The organism is Microbacterium insulae, from assembly GCF_042677065.1.
Classification (GTDB): Bacteria; Actinomycetota; Actinomycetes; order Actinomycetales; family Microbacteriaceae; genus Microbacterium; species Microbacterium insulae.
This window is the reverse complement of sequence record NZ_JBHTII010000001.1, coordinates 1,497,972-1,517,530: the sequence shown is the minus strand read 5'-3', so window position 1 is coordinate 1,517,530 and position 19,559 is coordinate 1,497,972. Positions and strand designations below refer to the sequence as shown.

Below are 19,559 nucleotides of genomic sequence, written 5' to 3'. Positions count from 1 at the left end.
GCCAGGGCCGGTTCGAGAGACCGGGGCACGGCCCCATAGGATGTTGCGGGGCATGGTTTGGGGTGGACCGGCCGAAGGGGGTCACACGAGTGCGCGTACTCGTCGGCTGGGCAGGGGACTCGTCTCCGAATCTGGGCGTGCGCGCGCTCGGGCGAGGTTCCGCCGACCTGCTGCGCGCGGCCCTTCCCGAGGCGACGATCGAGTTCATGGACTTCGGCTCCCGCCCCGCAGCTCTCCCGTGGGGGCGACCCCGCTCCCTGATCCGCGAACGCCTCACGGGTCGTGCCGGGATGATGGAATGGCTCGGTCGGTTCGACCTCTTCTGGGACACCCGATCCGGCGACAGCTTCGCCGACATCTACGGCATCCAGCGGCACGCCAAGATGTCGCTCGTCCACGAGTTCGCCGTGCAGGCCGGCGTCGCCGCCGTGCTCGCACCGCAGACGATCGGCCCGTTCGAGACCCGTCGCGGTCGCCTGCTCGCCCAGCGCAACCTGCGCCGCTCCGCGCTCGTGTTCGCGCGCGATCCCGCGAGCGCTCGAGCCGCGGAGGATCTGGGCAGGCCCGCCGACCGGCTCACCACCGATCTCGTGTTCGGCATCTCGCAGCCCACGCCGTCGGGCGGACACGATGTGCTGCTGAACGTGTCGGGCCTCCTGTGGAAGGAGAGCGACCATGTCGACCACGCGTCGTACCGCGACGCCGTCCGCACGATCATCTCGAGGCTCCTCGAAGACGGCCGCCGGGTGACGCTGCTCCCCCACGTGCTCGACAGCCACGACCCCGACAACGACGTCCCGGTCTCGCACGCGCTGCGCGATGAGTACGACGGACGGATCGGCCTGCACGTTCCCGCTGACCTCGACGACGCCCGCGCGGTGATCGCCGGGGCGGACCTGGTCATCGGCGCGCGCATGCACGCGTGCCTCAACGCGCTGTCGACCGGCACTCCGGCGGTCGCGATGGCGTACTCGCGCAAGTTCCAGCCCCTCATGGCCGAGCTCGACTGGCCGCACGTGGTCTCGCTCGCGCAGTCGACGGATGCCGCCGCCGACGTCCTGCGCGCCGTGCAGGCACCCGAGCTCACCGAACGCGCGCGACGCGCGATGGCACGGGGTCAGGAGCTCCTCGCCCCGGTCGGCGAACTGGTCGGGGGTGTGGTGTGACCGCGCTGCGGCGCGCCGTCCGCGACGTCCTCGACCGGGACGCATGCTCGGGGTGCGGTCTGTGCGCGCAGCTGGACGACGGCCTCCGGATGGAGCTCGACTCCGACGGGTACGCGCGCCCGGTCGAGGCCGGACCCGCCCGTGAGGCGCCTGATGCTGCGCGGACATTCGCGCGTGCGTGCCCGGGGGTGCGCGTGGCGGCGCAGCATCCCGCCGGCGCCGACCGGCACCCGTTGCTCGGCTCGTACTTCGCGGCGTGGGAGGCGTGGGCGACCGACCCCGAGATCCGGCTGGCCGGCAGCAGCGGCGGCGTCCTGACGGCGCTGCACGTGTGGCTCGTCTCGGCGGGTCGCGCGGCGCGCGTCGCGGGCGCCTCAGCGGACCCCGCCGCGCCGCGCCGCAGCATCCCCGTCACGATCACGACCCGCGCGGAGGCGCTCGCCGCTGCGGGATCGCGCTACGCGCCCGTCGCGGCGCTCACGAATCCCGACGCCTTCGTGCCCGGGAGCGCCGTCACCGCGAAACCGTGCGAGATCGCCGCGCTGCGAGCGGCGAGTGATGCGCCGGCGGGCGAGAAGCCCCTCCTGCTGTCCTTCTTCTGCGCGGGGACCCCGAGCCAGAAGGCCACCGACACGCTGCTCGAGGGACTGGGCATCGGACGGGAGGTCGAGGTCGACGCGCTGCGCTATCGCGGCCACGGGTGGCCGGGCCGGTTCGCCGCGCGCGCGGGCAGCACCGAGGTCAGTGCGGATTACGAGGAGTCCTGGGGGAGCACCCTCGGACCGACGACGCAGTGGCGCTGCAAGGTGTGCCCCGACGGCGTGGGCGAATCGGCCGACGTCGTCGCCGCCGACTCGTGGGCCACCGACGAACGCGGCTACCCGCAGTTCGCCGAGGGCGCGGGCGTGAGCGCCCTGATCGCCAGGACCAGGCGCGGCCTCGAGGTGATCGAGGAGGCCATCGCCGCCGGCGTCATCGCCGTGCGGCCGCTCGCGATGGAGCAGCTCGCTTCCGCGCAGCCGCTGCAGACCGCGCGGCGCCGCTATCTGCTGGCCCGGTTGTGGGGCTCCGCGCTGGGTGGCCGGAAGCCGCCGCGCTACCCCGGCTTCGGGCTCGCCCGTCTCGGCCTCGGTCATCCCCGGCGGTTCGCCCAGGTGCTGCGGGGGACCTTCCGCCGCGTGCGGACGGCGCGCGGGCGGCGGCGATGACCTCGGACCTCGCCCACTCCGCGGCGCGCGGCGCGTTCTTCACGCTGGCCGCCCAGGTCGCCAAGCTCGTCCTGCAGCTCCTGTCGGTCGTGATCCTCGCGCGCCTGCTCACCCCGCACGACTACGGCCTCCTCGCGATCGTCCTCGTCGTGGTCGGCGTGGGGGAGATCTTCCGCGACTTCGGCCTGACCACCGCCTCGATCCAGGCGCCGGTGCTGACCACGGGTCAGCGCGACAACCTTTTCTGGATCAACGCGGGGATCGGCGTCGTGCTCACCGGCGTGATGTTCGGGCTCGCCTGGCCGATCGAGGCCGTCGTGAACGAGCCGGAGATCGTCGGCATGGTGCAGTGGCTGTCGCTCCTGTTCCTGCTCAACGGCCTCGCCACCCAGCACCGCGCGAACCTCGCGCGCGAGCTCAAGTTCAAGGCGCTCGCGGTCATCGACATCACCTCGGCGGCCGTCGCGCTGGCGGTCGCCGTCGTCGCCGCGCTCGCGGGCGCCGAGTACTGGGCGCTGGTCATGCAGCAGCTCGCGGGAGGCATGGTCGTGCTCGTCGGCTGCGTGGTCGCCGGTCGCTGGCTGCCCGGGTGGTACTCCCGTGCGGCGTCGGTGCGCGACCTGATCGGTTTCGGGTGGAACATCGTCGCGACCAACCTCCTGGTCTACGCCGGCTCCCAGATCGACACCATCCTGGTCGGGCTGAAGTTCGGCACCACCCCGCTGGGCCTCTACAACCGCGCGTACCAGCTGGTGATGACCCCGCTCAGCCAGGTGCGCTCGCCCACGAAGAACGTCGCCCTCCCCGTGCTGTCCCGCGTGCAGGAGGATCCGCCGCGGTTCAACAACTACGTCACGTCCGCCCAGCTCCTGCTCGGGTACGGCCTCGGCATCCCTCTCATCCTCGTCACTGCGCTCGCGGATCCGATCGTGCGGATCATGCTCGGTCCGCAGTGGCTGGACGCCATCCCGATCGTGGCGCTCTTCGCGGTCGCGGGCCTGCTCACGACGCTCGCGTTCGTCGGGTACTGGGTCTACCTCTCCCGGGGGCTCGGCAAGCAGCTCTTCCGCTACACGATCGTCACCACGATCATCAAGATCACCTGCATCGTCGTGGGATCGAACTTCGGGGTGCTCGGCGTGGCGATCGGCTTCGCCGTCGCGCCCGCCATCTCGTGGCCGCTGTCGCTCTTCTGGCTCTCGCGGATCACGCCGATGCCCACCGCACGGCTCTACGGCGGCGCCGGCCGCATCCTCGCCGTGTGTGCGTGGACATGTGCGGCGGCCTGGGCGGCGTCGACCGCGGTCGCGGGCGTGGGCACGTGGGCGATGCTCGTCGTCGGTCTGATCGCCGGGTCGGCGGCGGCGGCATCCGCCCTCATCATCCCCATCTACCGCCGCGACACGCGCAACCTGACCGCCTTCGCCCGCCTCATGCTGAAACGTCGGCCCCGCAGCTGACCTCAGCGCACCTCGACGTCGTCGACGCTCACGATCACCGGCGCGTTGGTCGTCGAGCCCGACAGGTAGGCGAGCACCCCGATCTGCCCTGCGGCCTGCAACTCCGCCTGAGCGTCAGTGGCCGACACGAACCAGCCGCCCGGCTCGGCCGAACCGTCCGGCCAGACGTTCGCGGTGAGCGTCGTGGTGCCGCCGGCGGTCGCCGTCACCAGATGCAGCCGCAGCTTTCCCCCCGCCGTGTGCGTGTACCCGCCGAGACTGCGATTGACCAGCAGCGTCTCGGTCGTCCCGACGACCTTTGCGATCGACACGGTCACCGCGCCTGCCGAGGAGATGCGGAGCTTCAGCCGGTACTCACCCGCCGCGGTCTTGTGCACCTGGTAGTTGAAGTGCACCCCGCCGCCGTTGGCGACGACATCGGTGCTGAAGAGCGCCCGGGCGTCGACATCCTGCGCCGACGTCCCCGCGAGCGTCGCACTGCGAGTCTGACCCGCGTTCATCGAGATGAGCCCCGCGCTCCCGTTGACGGAGAAGGACGCGGCGCTGTTGACCGTCCAGGCTCCGCCGACCGTCGCCGACCCCCAGCCTCCCGAGACCGACCGGGTGAAGGCATCCTGAGCCACGAAGGTCTGCGCAGACACGGTCACCGACTGCGAAGCCGGCGGGCTCGTGGACCCCATGCTGTCGGTGACGGTCAGCGTGACCACATACGTCCCCGGTACGGCATAGGTCTTGACGGGGTTCGCCTGCGTCGAGGTCGTGCCGTCGCCGAAGTTCCAGGCGTAACCCGTGACGGTCGCGCCCCCGGACGCCGTCGATCCCGAGCCGGTGAAGTTCACCGTCAGCCCCGACGCGCTCGCGCCGATGACGGCGACCGGGGCCTGGTGCGGTCCGGACGCGTTCACGGTGCGGGTGGTGGATGCCGTCATGCCGGCGCTGTCGGTCACGGTCAGCGTGACGGTGTACGTGCCCGGCGAGGCGTAGGTGCGGCTCGCGTTCACACCCGAGCCGTTCGATCCGTCTCCGAAGTTCCACGCGTAGGACGTGATGGTGCGCCCGCTCGGTGCGCTGGACCCGCTCCCGTTGAAAGACCACGACAGGTTCGAGCCGGATGTCGTGAACGACGCGGTCGGCAGGCTCTGGCCACGCCCGAGCGCGTAGTGCTGAGCGATCTGCGCACCACTCAGGACGTGCGGGTAGATCGCGACCTCGTCGAGGGAGCCGTTGAAGAAGTTCGACGACGGACGATTGGGCCATCCGTTGAGGTTGTCGCCGCCGATGCGCCAGAAGCCGGTGAAGAGCTGACCCGCCGTCGCCGAAGGGTCGGAGGCCACGAGCGTGCCGTCCACGTACAGCTGGATGCCCGTCCACGGGTTGAGCTGCGCGACGGCGTGATGCCACTGGTTGTCGCGATAGGTTCCCGGCGATGCGATCACCTTCTGGTAGCCGGGCGAGACGCCGAAGACCAGCGCACCGTCGTTGCGCATGTAGAGATGCCGGTCGTAGCTCCCCGAGTTGCCCGATGAGCCGTTGCCATAGCCGATGAGCTTGCCGCCGGACGTCGTCGATGTCTTGAACCAGAGCTCGACCGCGAAGGCCTCCTCGACGACCGTCGTGTCGGTCGAGCGCGCGAAGCCGCTCGTCGAGCCGTTGAAGGTGGAGGAGCCGTTGGCCTCACCCGCCAGGCCGTCGTCCGACGTCGTTCCGACGCCGCCGAACGAGACGAGGTTGTTCGAGCCCGCCAGGTCGGTGCCGCCACCGGACGGCCCGAGGCGCCAGTACGTCGTGGCACCGTCGTCGAGGACGGTGTCGGCGTAGGACGACGTCGAGGTCCCGCCGACCGTGACGGTGACGTTCGCGCTCGTCGCGCTGTTGCCGTCACCGTCGCGGGCGATCACGCGGTAGGTCCGGCTCGATCCCGCCGGGATGCCCTCGGCGGCGAAGGTGACGACCGGCGTGAACCAGTAGGTCGACTTGACGGCCTTCGTCGCGATCGGGCTCGCTCCGCCCTGTGCCCACAGCTCGTACGTGAGGTCGAGGTCGTCGCGGTCCCAGTTGGCCGGGATGCGGACGTGCGCCGTTCCGGCGCTCACCGAGCGCGCGGTCGGCGTCCAGTTCGCGCCCGACAAGCGCGGGCCCTGGTTCGCGCCGGTCGACGGGGTGCGGGCGAAGCGCGCGAGGCCCTGATTGCGCTGGCCGTTCACCAGCGGGAACTCGCCGCCGAAGACCACGTATTGACTGTTGCCGGTGACCGTCCAGGCCGCCTGTCCGGATCCGGACGCCGTGCCCGTCGTCCAGTCCGGGTACCAGTTCACCGCAGCCGGAGCGGGGTAGCCCGTCCAGTCGGCGTAGATGCTGTTGACGTACGGGCTGCGGGTCAGCGTGCCCTTGGCGGCCGCGGTGTACACGCTCGAATTGCGCATGTTGCCCGGCGAGGGGTAGGCCTGCGGCATCCCGCCCGCCGTCTGGCAGTCGTGCTCGTGGCCCGTCGAGTAGACGTTGGTCCCGTCGGAGAACACGCCGTAGTGGTCGCCGTGGCAGTCGGCGATCCAGCTGACGGCGCCCGTCTGACCGTCGGCCGCGAACAGACCCTCGAGGTTGCCGATCGTCGCGTTGGAGAACACCCACCCCGCGCCGTACACCTTCGAGCTGTCGGCGGAGAGCGCCCAGATGCCGGCGCGGCCCGCCAGGCTGCCCGTCGCCATGCCGTTCTTCACCACGTTGGTGACGGCCCAAGGCAGCAGTGCGCCCGTGGTGAGATCGAGCGCCCCGAGGCCTCGGGACGTCGTCCCGTTGATCTTCTCGAAGCGCCCTCCGACGATGAGCTTGCCTCCGCCGGGAGCCATCACCATGGTGTCGACCTGCAGGTCGGGGGTCGGCGCCCACCCGAGGACCGCTCCGTTGGACGCGTTCACGGCGGCGAGGTTCTTGCGCGTCACGCCCTGTGCCGCGCCGATGAGTCCACCGATGTAGACGGTGCTGCTCGTGGCGACGATCGCGTTGACGTACGAGCCTCCGATCGCCGGCTTGACGGTATCGATCAGCGCACCGGTGGAGGTGTTGAACACCGCGAAGTTCCACCGGGTCTGGCCGTTGACCTGGTTGAAGGAGCCGCCGACGTACAGCCGGGAGCCGTCGGGCGAGACGGCGAGCGCCTTCACGGTTCCGTTGATCGTCGGGGCGAAGCTGGTCGCCACGCCGGTGGTGATGTTGTAGGCCAGGAGGTTGCTTCGCGGCATCAGGTTCTGACCCGGGTTCGCGCCCGCCGGACGCGCGTTCGAGAAGCTCCCGCCGGCGTACACGGTCGTCCCGTTGACGACCTGCGTCCACACGATGCCGGAGTCGATCTGCACCGTCGGCAGTGGGTCGGCCGTCACTGTCTGCGCGTTGCGCTGTTCGATCGGAGCCGGCCCCGGGGCAGCTGCGGCCGGATCGGCGGCCACCGCCACCAGACCCGCCGCGATCAGCGCGGCGGCCGCGAGAACGGCCGCCGCTCGCCCCCTCGGCCGCGTGGACGTCGTCGATACCGCGTGGTGCATCAGGAACCTCCCCCGGTTCCGGTGCCGCGTGGAGCGGCTACCCCAGACTGCTCGCCAGCTCAAGAGGCGCCGAGGTCTCCCAGAAATACGACGGCGCTCTTCCGGCAGAGGTTAGCACCACGCCGCGGTCCGCGCGAGAGGTGCGCGGACCGCGACCCGGCACTCGGCCGGAGGGTGAGACACCCGCCTCCGGCGTGGGAAGGAGGCGGGTGCCTGGGTGCTCGATGTGCGCTAGGGGGGTTCAGCGCACCTCGAGGTCATCGACGCTCACCGTGAGGGGAGCGTTCGTCGCCGAGCCGGAGAGATAGGTGAGCACACCCACCTGCCCCGCGCCCTGGAGCTCGGCCTGTGCGTCGGTCGCCGAGACGTACCAGTCGGCCGGCTCGGCGGTGCCGTCGAGCCACACCTTCGCACCGAGGGTCGTCGCGCCGCCGGCCGTGGTGGCCTGGAAGCGGAGCCGCAGCTTCGCCCCCGCGGTGTGGGTGTATCCCGACAGAGTGCGGTTCGACAGGATCGTCTCGGTCGTGCCCACGATCTTGGAGACGGAGACCTGCACGACGCCCGTCGCAGAGATGCGCAGCTTCATGCGGTAGTCGCCGGCGGCGGTCTTGTGCACCAGATAGTTCAGGTGAAGGCCGCCCCCGTTCGCCACCTTGTCGGTCGAGATCGCGAGCCGCGCGTCGACGTTCTGCGCGTTCACGCCCCCGAGGAGGTTCGTGCGCGTCTGGCCTGCCGCGAGCGAGATCTTGCCCGTGCCCTCCGACACGGAGAAGCCCGCCGCGGTGCCCCACGCGCCACCCGTGGGGGCGGTGCCCCATCCGGTGGCGACGGTGCGCTCGAAGTCGTCCCGTGCGACGAAGGCGTCCTCGGTCACCGCGACCGATCGCGTGGTGCTCGCTGACGCACCGAGACTGTCGGTGACCGTCAGGGTCACGTCGTACGTCCCCGCAGCGGCATACGTGTGCGAGGCCGTGACGCCGGAGCCGGCGGGCGAGCCGTCGCCCCAGTTCCAGGAGTAAGCCAGCGTCGCTCCGTCGGAAGCCTGGGAGCCGGATCCGTCGACGGACACCGCCAACCCTGCAGCGGATGCGCCGAACGCTGCCACCGGGTTGCTGTGGGCGACCGCGACCGACTGCGAGGCGACTGCCGACACCGCACCGGTGCTGTCCGTCACGGTGAGCGTGGCGGTGTACGTGCCGGCGGCCGCATACCGATGGGTCGGCTTCGACTCGGTGGAGGTGGAGCCGTCACCGAAGTTCCACGCGTATCCGGCGATGCTCGCGCCTCCGGATGCGCTGGACCCGGTGCCGTCGAAGGCGACGGTGAGGCCAGAGGCGGTGCCGCCGATCACGGCGACGGGCGCCGCATGCGGCTCTCCGGCTCCGAGGGACGTCACGCGGAAGTCGTCGACCGACACCACGACCGGGCCGTTGGTGACGGAGCCCGTCGCGTACGCGATCACCCCGACCTGACCCGCACCCTGCAGGGCCGCGACGTTCCCCGATCCCGTGACGGTCCAGCCGGAGGGCTCGGTCGTTCCGTCGGGCCACACCTTGCCGCGCATCTCGGTGACGTCACCCGTGCCCTCGGTCTCGAACCGCACGCGCAGCTTGGCACCCGCCGTGTAGGTGTAACCGGAGAGGGTCTGGGTGGCGAACACGGTCTCGGTCGTGCCGACCAGGCGGGTCATGCTGACCTGGACCGAGCCCGTCGCCAGCGTGCGCACCTTGAGGCGGTACTCGCCGGCAGAGGACTTGTGCACGACATAGCTGAAGTGCAGTCCGCCGCCGTTCGCGACCTTGTCCGCCGAGAACACGAGGCTCCCTGAGAGGTCGTCGACCGAGGTCGAGGTCAACGTCAGCGCGCGTGTGCGGCTGGCGACGAGCTCGATTCGCCCGGTACCGCCCGCGACCGAGGTGTTGGCCGCCGACGACCACGCGCCGCCGATCGCGGCGGTTCCCCAGCCACTGCCGAGGTTCCGTGCGAAGTCGTCGTCGGCGATCACCGTCTGCGCGGCCACCGTGACGCTGCGAGAGGTGCTCGCGCTCGCGCCGAGGCTGTCCGTCACGGTCAGCGTGATCTCGTACGTGCCCGCCTCGGCATACGTGTGGGAGGCGGTCTCGCCGGTGCCGGCGGCTGAACCGTCGCCCCAGTTCCAGGAGTGCTCGAGCGTCGCGTCGTCCGCGGCGGCGGATGCCGAGGCATCCACCTCCACGTCCAGCATGCTCGTCTGCGCCGTGAAGCTCGCGGTCGGGTCGGCGTGGGTCGCCGTGACCGACTCGGTCGCCGTCTTCGACGCACCGAGGGTGTCGGTCACCGTCAGGGTCACCGTATAGGCGCCCGGTGCCGCGTACTGATGGGATGCCGTCACTCCCGTGCCTGCGGGTGAGCCGTCGCCCCAGTTCCAGGAGTAGGAGAGGCCGGCGCCGTCCGAAGCCGACGACGCGGACGCGTCGACCCACACGCTCAGGCCGGACTCCTCGGTGCTGAACGACGCGGTCGGCGCCGCGTGCTCGACCGTGATCTCGGTCGTCGCCGGCTCGCTCGTCGCGCCCAGCGAGTCCGTCACGGTGAGGGACACCGTGTAGGTGCCGGGTGCCTCATACGCGTGCGTCGGAGCAGCCTGCGTCGCGGTCGTCCCGTCACCGAAGTTCCAGGCGTACGAGGCGATCGTCGCGTCACCGGACGCCGTGGATCCGGACCCGTCGAAGGACGCGGTCAGGCCCGCCGTCTCGACCTCGATGTCCGCGACCGGTGCCGCGTGCGGCGGAGCGATCACGACGTTCGACGTCGCGACCCCGGTGCGGCCCGCCGAGTCCGTCACGGTGAGGGTCACCGTGTAGGTCCCGGGCTCGCCGTAGGTGTGCGACGGCGTCGCGCCGGTGCCGGTCTCGCCGTCGCCGAAGTCCCAGTCGTAGCCGGTGATGGTCCGGCCGGGAGCGGTGGACGACCCGCTGGCGTCGAACTCCCGCGTGTCGCCCGTCCCGGCCACCGTGAACTGAGCCTGCGTTGTCGGCAGGTCCTTCGCGATCCGGTAGTGGTCGTCGACCTCGGTCGCCGACAGCGTACGGCTGTAGGCGGAGAAGTCGTCGAGCTGACCGGCGAAGTAGAACGACGCCGGCTGCGACGGCCATCCGCTGATGTTGTCGCCGCCGATGCGCCAGTAGCCGTCGTACGCCTGGGCACCTGTCACCCCGGCGTCGGACGCGACGAGCTGTCCGTCGACGAAGAGCTGCTCCCCTCCGGCGCCGACCTGCGCGACGACGTGGTGCCACTGGCCGTCGTTGTACGCCTGCGGCGTCTGCACGACCGCGGCGAACCCGAGCCACACGCCGAAGACGAGACGGCCGTCGTTCGCCATGTACAAGTGGCGGTCGTAGTTGCTCGAGTTGCCCGAGGTGGAGCCGCCGTAACCGAAGATCTTTCCACCGTTGGTGGTCGTCGTCTTGAACCAGACCTCCGCCGCGAAGGGCGTGTTCGCCGGGATCGTGCGCGAGGTGCGACCGAACGCCGAGCCGCCGTCGAACGTCGCCGACGCGCTTCCCGCGAGGGGGCTGACCGCGTCGGCGCTGGAGCCGACGCCGGGCGTCGTCACGAGGTCGCGGTCGCTCACCCAGTCGACGCCTCCGACGGGTCCGCCGAGCGACCAGTGCACCTGGGCGCCGTCGTCGATCACACGCTGGGTGTACCGTGCCGCGGCGGTCGCCGGGGCGGAGGCCGTGACCGTCTCGGACACCACCGGGCTCACCGATCCCTTGGAGTCGGTGACGGTGAGGGTCACGGTGTAGTCGCCCGCCGTCGTGTACTGGTGGGTCGGGGTGATCTCATCGGACGTCGCGCCGTCGCCGAAGCTCCACGTGTACGAGACGAGGTCGGCATCGCCCGAAGCGGTCGAGTCCGCCGCCGAGAACGTGACGGTCTGGCCAGCCGTGACTGCACCGATGACCGCGGTCGGGGGCATGTGCGGCCCCTTGGCGATCTCGTAGTGGTTCGTCACCTGCGTGGACGTGAGCGTCGTGCCGTACACGGCGAACTCGTCGATGGACCCGCGGAAGTACGACGACGAGGGCTGGTTGGGCCAGCCGCCCAGGTTGTCGCCGCCGATCCTCCAGTACCCGGTGTAGCTCTGCGCACCGCTCTGGGCCGAGGAGCCCACGAGCTCGCCGTCCACGTAGAGCTGCTGACCCGAGGGGCCCTGCTGTGCGACGACGTGGTGCCACTTGTTGTCGTTGTACGACTTCGTGCTCTGCACGGTGGCGACGAAGCCGGGGTAGGTGCCGAAGACGAGCTGGCCGTTGTTCTTCATGTAGACGTGACGGTCGTAGCTGCCGGAGTTGCCGTCGGCGCTGTTGCCGTAGCCGACGAGCTTGCCGCCCGTGGTCGTGTCGGTCTTGAACCAGAGCTCGGCCGCGAAGGACGAGCCGACGGTGGCCGTCGTGTTCGTGACGGCGAAGCCGTTGCCGCCGGGCATCGTGGCGGACCCGTTCTCCTCGTTCGCGAGGGCGTCGTCGGCGGTCGTTGCCACGCCGTTCTTGAAGGCCGCGTCGGTGGTGCCGGCCCAGTCCGCTCCGCCATCGCTGCCGCCGAGGCGCCAGTAGAGCGAGGCGCCGTCGTCGAGCACCGCGTCGGCGTACGCGGAGGCGTCGGCCGAGCTGACGGTGACGGTCACCCACGCGCTGTTGGCGGTGTTGCCGTCGCCGTCCTTCGCCACGACCCGGTAGGTCTTGGTCGCGCCGGCCGGGAGATCGTGAGCGGTCAGGACGACGTTGGGCGTGTTCCAGAACGTGGACTGCTTGGTCGTCGTCGCCACGGGCGCCGAGACGCCCTGCTCGTAGAGCTCATAGGTGAGGTCGCGGTCGTCGCGGTCCCAGTTGGCCGGGATGGCGATGCGCGCGGTTCCCGCGCTCACCGACCGGGCCGTCGGCGTCCAGTTCGTGCCGGAGAGTCGGGGCGCCGACTTCGGCCCGCCCGGAGGCGTGGTCGAGAACCGCGTGAGGCCCTGGCTCCGCTGGCCGTTGACGAAGGTCTGCTCGCCGCCGACGACGAGGTACTTGCCGTTGCCCGTCGCGGTCCAGCCGGCCTGTCCTGAGCCCGACGCGGTTCCCGTCGTCCAGTCGGGGAACCAGTTCACCGCGGCGGGCGCCGGGTACCCCTGCCAGTCCGCGTAGATGTCGTTGACGTACGGCGAACGCGTGAGGGTGCCCTTGGCGGCCGCCGTGTAGACGGTGGCGTGGCGAATGTTGCCCGGCGCCGGATAGGCCTGCGGCAGTCCCCCGGCGGTCTGGCAGTCGTGCTCATGACCCGTGGTGTAGACGTTGGTGCCGTCCGAGTAGATCCCGTAGTGGTCGCCGTGGCAGTCGGCGATCCAGCGGATCTCTCCGGTTCCCGCCTCGGCCGCGAACATCCCCTCGAGGTTGCCCACCCACTTGTTGGCGAAGACCCAGCCGGTCCCGTACACCGCGTTCTCGTCTGCGGTCAGCGCCCAGATGCCGGCCCGTCCTGCATACGCATCGGTCGAGACCACGCCGTTCTGCACCGTGGCGGGAGCCGCCCACGGCAGGATCGCGCCGGTCGTGAGGTCCAGCGCGGCGAGTCCGCGCTGGGCGGCATCGTTCACCTGCCCGAAGCGTCCGCCGACGATGAGCTTGCCGGCCCCGGGTTCGAGGACCATCGTGTCGACCTGCATGTCGGTGGTCGGCGCCCAGCCGAGGATCGCGCCGTTCGCCGGGTTGGCCGCGGCGAGGTTCTTGCGGGCGATGCCGCCCGCGGCACCGATGAGACCGCCGAAGTACACGGCGGAGTCGGTCGCCACGATCGCATTGACGTAGGAGCCGCCGATCGCGGGGCGGAAGGTCGTGAGCAGCGCGCCGGTCGCGACGTCGAACGCCGCGACGTTGAATCGGGTCTGCCCGTTGACCTGGTTGAAGGAGCCGCCGACATAGAGGGTCTTCCCGTCGGGCGACACGGCGAGCGACTTGACGGTGCCGTTGATCGTCGGTGCGAACGAGGTCGCGACACCCGTCTCGATGTCGTAGGCGAGGATGTTGCTGCGAGGCATCAGGTTCTGGCCCGGGCTCGCGCCGGCGGGCCGCGCGTTCGAGAAGCTTCCGCCGGCGAACACGGTCCGACCGGCGATCGCCTGCGCCCACACGATGCCGGAGTCGATCTGCACGGTCGGAAGCGGGTCGGCCGTCACCATAGCCGCGTTGCGCTGCTCGATGGGGGCGATGCCCGGAATGGGATCCGCCGCGGCGGCCGGAGCTACGGCCCCGAACGCGAGGCCCGCGATGACGACGGCCGAAGCCGTGACGCCGGCGAGCGCGCGCCGGAGTGTCGACCCCGGACCTGAAACAAACGACTTCCCAGCCATATGACTTTTCCCCAAATGTTCTCGGATGTTTCGCAGACATCCGCTCCCGAATCCACTCCGCCGTCCCCGCGGCGGAGCTTCTTACTTCACTTCGATGTCGTCCACGCTCACCGTGACGGGCACGTTGGTGGCCGAGCCCGACAGGTAGGACAGGATGCCGATCTGACCAGCGCCCTGCAGTTCGGCCTGAGCATCCGTCGCCGAGACGAACCAGTCCGTCGGCTCCGCCGTCCCGTCGGCCCACACCTTGCCCTTGAGCGCCGTCCCGGCGCCCTCGGTCACAGCCTGCAACCGCAGCTGGAGCTTGGCTCCTGCCGTGTGGGTGTATCCGCTGAGCGTTCGGTTGACGATCAGCGTCTCGGCCGTACCGACGACCTTCGCGAGCGAAACGGTGACGGCGCCGGCGGACGAGATCCGGAGCTTCAGCCGGTAGTCGCCGGCGGTCGTCTTACGCACGAGGTAGTTCAGGTGCAGGCCGCCGCCGTTCGCGACGACGTCCGAGCTGAGTGCGACGCGGGCATCGACATCCTGGGCGGCCACGCCGGTCAGGAGGTTGGACCGGGTCTGGCCCGGGTTGAGCGTCGCCTTGCCGACGCCGTCGGCCACCGAGAAGCCCGCGGTCGTGCCCCACTGACCGCCGGTGACCGCGGTTCCCCAGCCGGATGCGACGGTGCGCTCGAAGTCGTCCTTCGCGATGAACGCGACCGGCGGCGCCGTGACGGTCACCTGCTGCGACGTCGTGGCCGTGCCGCCCAGCGCGTCGCTCAGGTTCAGCGTCACGGTGTAGGTGCCTGCTGCGGCATAGGTGTGCGAGGCGGTGGCGCCGGAGCCTGCCGGTGTACCGTCGCCCCAGTTCCACGAGTATGTCAGCGCCGCACCTTCGGAGGGTGTCGACCCCGACCCGTCCACGGTGACGCCGAGATCGCTCGTCGACGCGGTGAACACGGCCACAGGGTTCGGGTGCACATGCTCGCTCACGGTCACGGACTTGGAAGTCGTCGCGGTGCCGCCGAGGCTGTCGGTGAGTGTCAGGGTGACCGTGTACGTCCCGGCTGCCGCATAGGTGTGGGAGGCGGTCGCCCCCGAACCGGCCGCGCTGCCGTCGCCCCAGTTCCACGAGTAGGCGAGCGTCGCTCCGTCGGATGCCGTCGACGCCGAGGCGTCGGTCGACACGGTGAGCTCGCTCTGCGCGGCGGTGAACGACGCCTCCGGATCGGCGTGCTCGGGCGCGGCAGATGCCGCGGTGTCGACCACCGCGAGGTCGTCGAGCGAGACCGTCACCGGCACGTTGGTGGTCGAGCCGGAGAGGTAGGCGAGGACACCCACCTGTCCGCCGCTCTGCAGCTGCGCCTGGCTGTCGGTCGTCGACAGGAGCCAGCCCGCGGGCTCCGCTCCGCCGTCGGGCCAGACGTTGGCGGTGAGGGCGGTCGACCCGCCGGTGGTGGTGCCGACCCAGTGCAGGCGCAGCTTGGTGCCTCCGGCGTACGTGACACCGGTCAGGTTCTTCGTGACGAGCGTCGTCTCGGTCGTGCCGACGAGCTTCGTGATGCTCGCTGCGACGACACCCGTGGACAGGGTGCGGACCTTGAGCCGGTACTCGCCGGCGGCGGACTTGTGCGCCGTCAGGTTGAAGTGCAGCCCCCCGCCGTTGGCGAGCTTGTCGGCCGAGACGACTGCCGTCGTGTCGAAGTCGCGCACGGACACGCCGGTCAGCGCGCTGGTCCGGGTCTGGCCGGCGTTCAGGGCGATGGTGCCCGCACCCCCGGCGACAGCGAAGCCGGTCGTGCCGCTCCAGGCGCCCCCGGTCGTCGCCGTACCCCACCCGGAACCCGCCGTGCGCTCGAAGTCGTCGCGTGCCGCGAAGACCTGCGAGGCGACGGAGACGTTGACCGTCTCGCTGTCCGTCGAGCCGAGACTGTCGGTCACCGTCAGCACCACCTGATAGATCCCGTTCGCCGGGAACGTGTGGGTCGCGCTCTCGCCCGATCCGGCGGGCGATCCGTCGCCCCAGTTCCACGAGTACTCGAGGGTCGCCCCGTCGGAGGCGGACGAGGTGCTCGCGTCGAAGGCCACCGTCAGGCCGGTCGGGGAGGTGGTGAACGCCGCCACCGGTGCCGCATGGCTGACGGTCACCTCCCGGCTGACCGGCGTGCTCACGGCGCCGAGGTTGTCGGTGACGGTGAGGGTCGCGGTATAGGTGCCCGCGCTCGCGTAGCGATGCGTGGGGGATGCCTCGGTCGAGGTCGCACCGTCGCCGAAGGTCCACGCGTACTCGGTGATCGTCGCCGCGCCGGACGCCGCCGACGCCGAGGAGTCGAAGGTGACCGACAGGCCGGCGACACCGGGCTCGAAGGCGGCCGTCGGCGCCTGATGCGGCGGCGTCGCGGTGACCGAGGAGGTCTTGGTCGCGGTGAACCCGGCGCTGTCCTTCACCGTCAGCGTCACCGTGTACACACCTGGATCGGCGTAGGTGTGGTTGGCGGTGGCCCCGTTGCCGGTCGTGCCGTCGCCGAAGTTCCACGCGTACGACACGATCGTGCGGCCCGACGGTGCGGTGCTCGCGCTTGCGTCGAACGACTTCGCCATCTCGTCGCCGGCGGTGGTGAAGTCGGCCGTCGGCATCGCCAGGCCCGCGCCGAGGGCGTAGTGCTCGGACACCTGCGCCGCGGTCAGAGGTGCGGGATAGACGGCGAACTCGTCGATGCGTCCGTTGAACCAGCTCGAGCTCGGTGCACCCGGCCAGCCGCTGACCGTGTCGCCGCCGACACGCCAGTAGCCGGTGATCGGGCGGGCCGAGGCCGTGGTGGTGTCGTCGGAGGCGACGAGGACGCCGTCGACGAAGAGCTGCATACCCGCAGTGGGGCTGAGCTGGGCGACCGCGTGGTGCCACTGGTTGTCGCGATACGTCGCCGGGGACTCGATCGTGCGGTTGCTGCCCTGCCAGACACCGAACACGAGCGCGCCGTTGTTGCGCATGTAGAGGTGACGGTCGGGGTTGGAGGAGTTGCCCGACGCCGCGCTGCCGTAGCCGACGAGCTTGCCGCCGCTGGACGTGGACGTCTTGAACCACAGCTCGGTCGCGAAGGACAGACCCACCGGCGTCACGGACGACGTGCGGGCGAGCCCGCTGGAGGAGCCGTTGTAGACCGCCGAGCCGTTGGCCTCGTTCGCCAGCGCGTCGTCGGTGTTGGTGCTGACACCGCTGCCCATGACGGCGTTGTTGCCGCCCGCGATGTCGGCGCCGCCGGTCGCATTGCTGCCGCCCAGGCGCCAGTAGAGGCTCGCGTTGTCGTCGAGGACGGTCGTGGCATAGGTCGAGCCGGCGGCACCGGAGATGGTCACGGTGACATCGGCGCTCCGCGCCGAATTGCCGTCGCCGTCCTTCGCGACAACGTAGAGCGTCTGGGTCGATCCGGGCGTGAACCCGCCCGCGGAGAGGACCTGCGTCGGTCGGTTCCAGAACGTCGCCTGCGCCGTCGTGGTCGCCACCGGCGCCGTTGCGCCCTGCACCCACAGCTCGTAGGTGAGGTCGAGGTCGTCGCGGTCCCAGTTCGCGGCGAACTGGACGCGCGCGGAGCCGGATTCGACGGAGCGAGCGGTCGGCGTCCAGTCCGCACCGCTGAGACGCGGGCCCTGCTTCGCGCCGCCGGGGGGCTCGACGGCGAACCGTGCGATGCCCTGGCTGCGGATGTTGTTGACGAGGGGGAACTCACCGCCGACGAGGAGGTACTCCCCATTGCCGGTGGCGGTCCAGCCGGCCTGCCCCTGGCCGGTCGCGGTGCCGGTCATCCAGTCGGGATACCAGTTGATCGCCGCGGGTGCGGGATACCCGCTCCAGTCGGAGTAGATGGAGCCGACCGAGGGGGAGCGCGACAGCGTTCCCTTCACGGCGGCCGTGTATACCGTGGCGTTGCGCATGTTGCCCGGGTTGCCGCTCGCCTGCGGGAGACCGCCGGCGGTCTGGCAGTCGTGCTCGTGTCCGGTGCTGTAGACGTTCGTGCCGTCGGAGTAGATGCCGTAGTGGTCGCCGTGGCAGTCCGCGATCCAGCGGATCGAGCCCGTCTCGCCCTCGAGGGCGAACAGCCCTTCGAGATTGCCCACGGTGACGTTGGAGAACACCCATGCGGTGCCGTACACGCCACCGCCGGCGTCGGTGGAGATGTTCCAGATGCCGGCGCGACCGGCGAGCGAGCCGGAGGCGAGTCCGTTTCGGATGGTCGCGTTCGCGTTCCACGGCAGGAGGGCGCCCGTGACCGGATCGAGCGCGGCCATTCCGCGCGACGTCGTGCCGTTCGCGGTCTCGAAGCGACCGGCTGCGACGACCTTCGAGCCCGACGCGTTGATCACCATCGAGTCGACCTGCAGGTCGGTGGTGGGCGCCCACGAGAGCACCGCGCCGTTGGTGGCGGACACGGCGGCGAGGTTCTTGCGGGTGATGCCGCCCGCCGCGCCGATCAGCCCGCCGAAGTACACGGTGGTGTCGGTGGCGACGATGGCGTTGACGTACGATCCGCCGATCGCCGGCTTCCACGTCGTGAGGAGCGCACCCGTCGCGACGTTGAAGGCGGCGACGTTCCACCGGGTCTGTCCGTCGACCTGGTTGAAGGAACCGCCCACGTAGAGCGTCTTGCCGTCCGGGGACACGGCGAGCGACTTCACGGTGCCGTTGATCACCGGGGCGAACGAGGTGGCGACGCCCGTGTTGATGTTGTAGGCGAGGAGGTTGCTGCGCGGCATGAGGCTCGTGCCCTGGCCGGCACCCGCCGGGCGCGCGTTGCTGAAGCTGCCGCCGGCGAACACGGTGTCTCCGGCGATCACCTGCGCCCACACGACTCCCGAGTCGATCTGGACCGTCGGCAGCGGGTCGCTCGACACCGTCGCCTCGTTGCGCTGCTCGATGGGAGCCGGGCCCGCCGTCGAGACGGCCGAGGCCGGTGCCGCGATCCCCACCACGGCGCCCGCGGCGACGACGGCCGAGACCGCCACTCCCGCGATGATCCTGCGTAGACGAAACGCCCCAGCGTTCATTCTCTTGCCCTTCAACCCCAGTGAAATCTCTTGCGCCTACACGTCGCCGGTGAACAGCGCGATCGGCGCTCCGGCGATGTACTCGACGGTGACCTGCAGCGAGTCCCGCTCGTCGGCGGGAAGCCGGAAGACGTAGACCCCGGAAGCCGTCTCACCCGGCGCGAGCGTGCCGGCGAACGGACTGTACGGCTCGGACGTGGTCGCCTGCCCGTAGGAGTCCTTCGACCCCGTGACCGAGACCATCGCGGTGCTCAGGTCGATCGCGTCGTCGGAGCCGTTCTCGACGGTCAGCGTCAGAGCGACGGCCGGACCGGCGATCTCGCCGGGCGTCTCGGCCTTCACGTCGAGCTGCTCGACCTCCGAGATGGTGACGTCGACACCGCCCTCGAGGCGTGCGGTGTCACCGAGTTCGGCCTCCTGAGTGGGGCCCGGGTCCACCGGCTCGACGGTCTCCTCGATGGAGCCGCCGTTCGGTGCGGGCACCGTCGCGCTCGGAAGCGGATCGGAGTTCTGCGTGCCGGGCTCCGGCTCGGCCGTGCACGCGCTGAATGCGACGGCGCACAGCACGGCCCCCGCCGCTACCGCAGTCGCACGAATGAATAGACGCCTCAGCGCCAACGGCTGTCCCACGCTCATCCCCCAGATGTGCACTCGCCACGCACGCACCCACCGCGCGAGACGATCCCAGATGTGGCGTGGACGCCAGTTCCCGCTGGCGCCACGCATGTCCCCGCGCCGACTATATCAGGGGACGCCGCGCCGTGAACCTCAGGATTCGCCCAAGGAAT

General features: G+C 70.6%; 7 protein-coding genes. 3 read left to right on the top strand and 4 right to left on the bottom strand.

All coding sequences use genetic code 11. From position 1 onward, the window contains the following. Positions 1-89 precede the first annotated feature (89 nt). From ACFQ0P_RS07065 to ACFQ0P_RS07055, 3 genes are read left to right on the top strand one after another with little or no spacing between them, the layout of a single operon-like run. Positions 90-1,166, top strand: coding sequence for a polysaccharide pyruvyl transferase family protein (locus ACFQ0P_RS07065; RefSeq protein WP_204977853.1), 1,077 nt, complete (start codon positions 90-92; stop codon positions 1,164-1,166). Then, positions 1,163-2,374, top strand: coding sequence for a Coenzyme F420 hydrogenase/dehydrogenase, beta subunit C-terminal domain (locus tag ACFQ0P_RS07060; protein WP_204977851.1), 1,212 nt, complete (start codon positions 1,163-1,165; stop codon positions 2,372-2,374). Before ACFQ0P_RS07065 ends, ACFQ0P_RS07060 begins: the two co-directional genes overlap by 4 nt. Next, positions 2,371-3,834, top strand: coding sequence for a lipopolysaccharide biosynthesis protein (locus ACFQ0P_RS07055; protein WP_204977849.1), 1,464 nt, complete (start codon positions 2,371-2,373; stop codon positions 3,832-3,834). Before ACFQ0P_RS07060 ends, ACFQ0P_RS07055 begins: the two co-directional genes overlap by 4 nt. A gap of 2 nt (positions 3,835-3,836) precedes the next feature. Here ACFQ0P_RS07055 and ACFQ0P_RS07050 read toward each other — a convergent pair whose 3' ends face one another. From ACFQ0P_RS07050 to ACFQ0P_RS07035, 4 genes are all read right to left on the bottom strand, one after another. Next, positions 3,837-7,373: a PKD domain-containing protein gene (locus tag ACFQ0P_RS07050; protein ID WP_204977846.1), complete on the bottom strand. Its 3,537-nt coding sequence runs from the start codon at positions 7,371-7,373 to the stop codon at positions 3,837-3,839. 241 nt (positions 7,374-7,614) lie between these two features. Beyond that, positions 7,615-13,743, bottom strand: a complete 6,129-nt coding sequence (locus ACFQ0P_RS07045; protein ID WP_378771747.1) for a PKD domain-containing protein — start codon at positions 13,741-13,743, stop codon at positions 7,615-7,617. 81 nt (positions 13,744-13,824) lie between these two features. After that, positions 13,825-18,729 carry a PKD domain-containing protein gene (locus tag ACFQ0P_RS07040; protein WP_204977844.1) on the bottom strand — a complete coding sequence of 1,635 codons (4,905 nt, stop codon included), beginning with the start codon at positions 18,727-18,729 and terminating at the stop codon, positions 13,825-13,827. A gap of 78 nt (positions 18,730-18,807) precedes the next feature. Then, positions 18,808-19,338, bottom strand: coding sequence for a DUF4352 domain-containing protein (locus ACFQ0P_RS07035; protein ID WP_204977842.1), 531 nt, complete (start codon positions 19,336-19,338; stop codon positions 18,808-18,810). Positions 19,339-19,559: the final 221 nt, after the last annotated feature.

Excerpts from the sequence above, each read along its gene's own strand:
- ACFQ0P_RS07055 (WP_204977849.1), top strand. The coding sequence starts at position 2,371 with ATGACCTCGGACCTCGCCCACTCCGCGGCGCGCGGCGCGTTCTTCACG.
- ACFQ0P_RS07050 (WP_204977846.1), bottom strand. The coding sequence starts at position 7,373 with ATGCACCACGCGGTATCGACGACGTCCACGCGGCCGAGGGGGCGAGCG.
- ACFQ0P_RS07045 (WP_378771747.1), bottom strand. The coding sequence starts at position 13,743 with ATGGCTGGGAAGTCGTTTGTTTCAGGTCCGGGGTCGACACTCCGGCGC.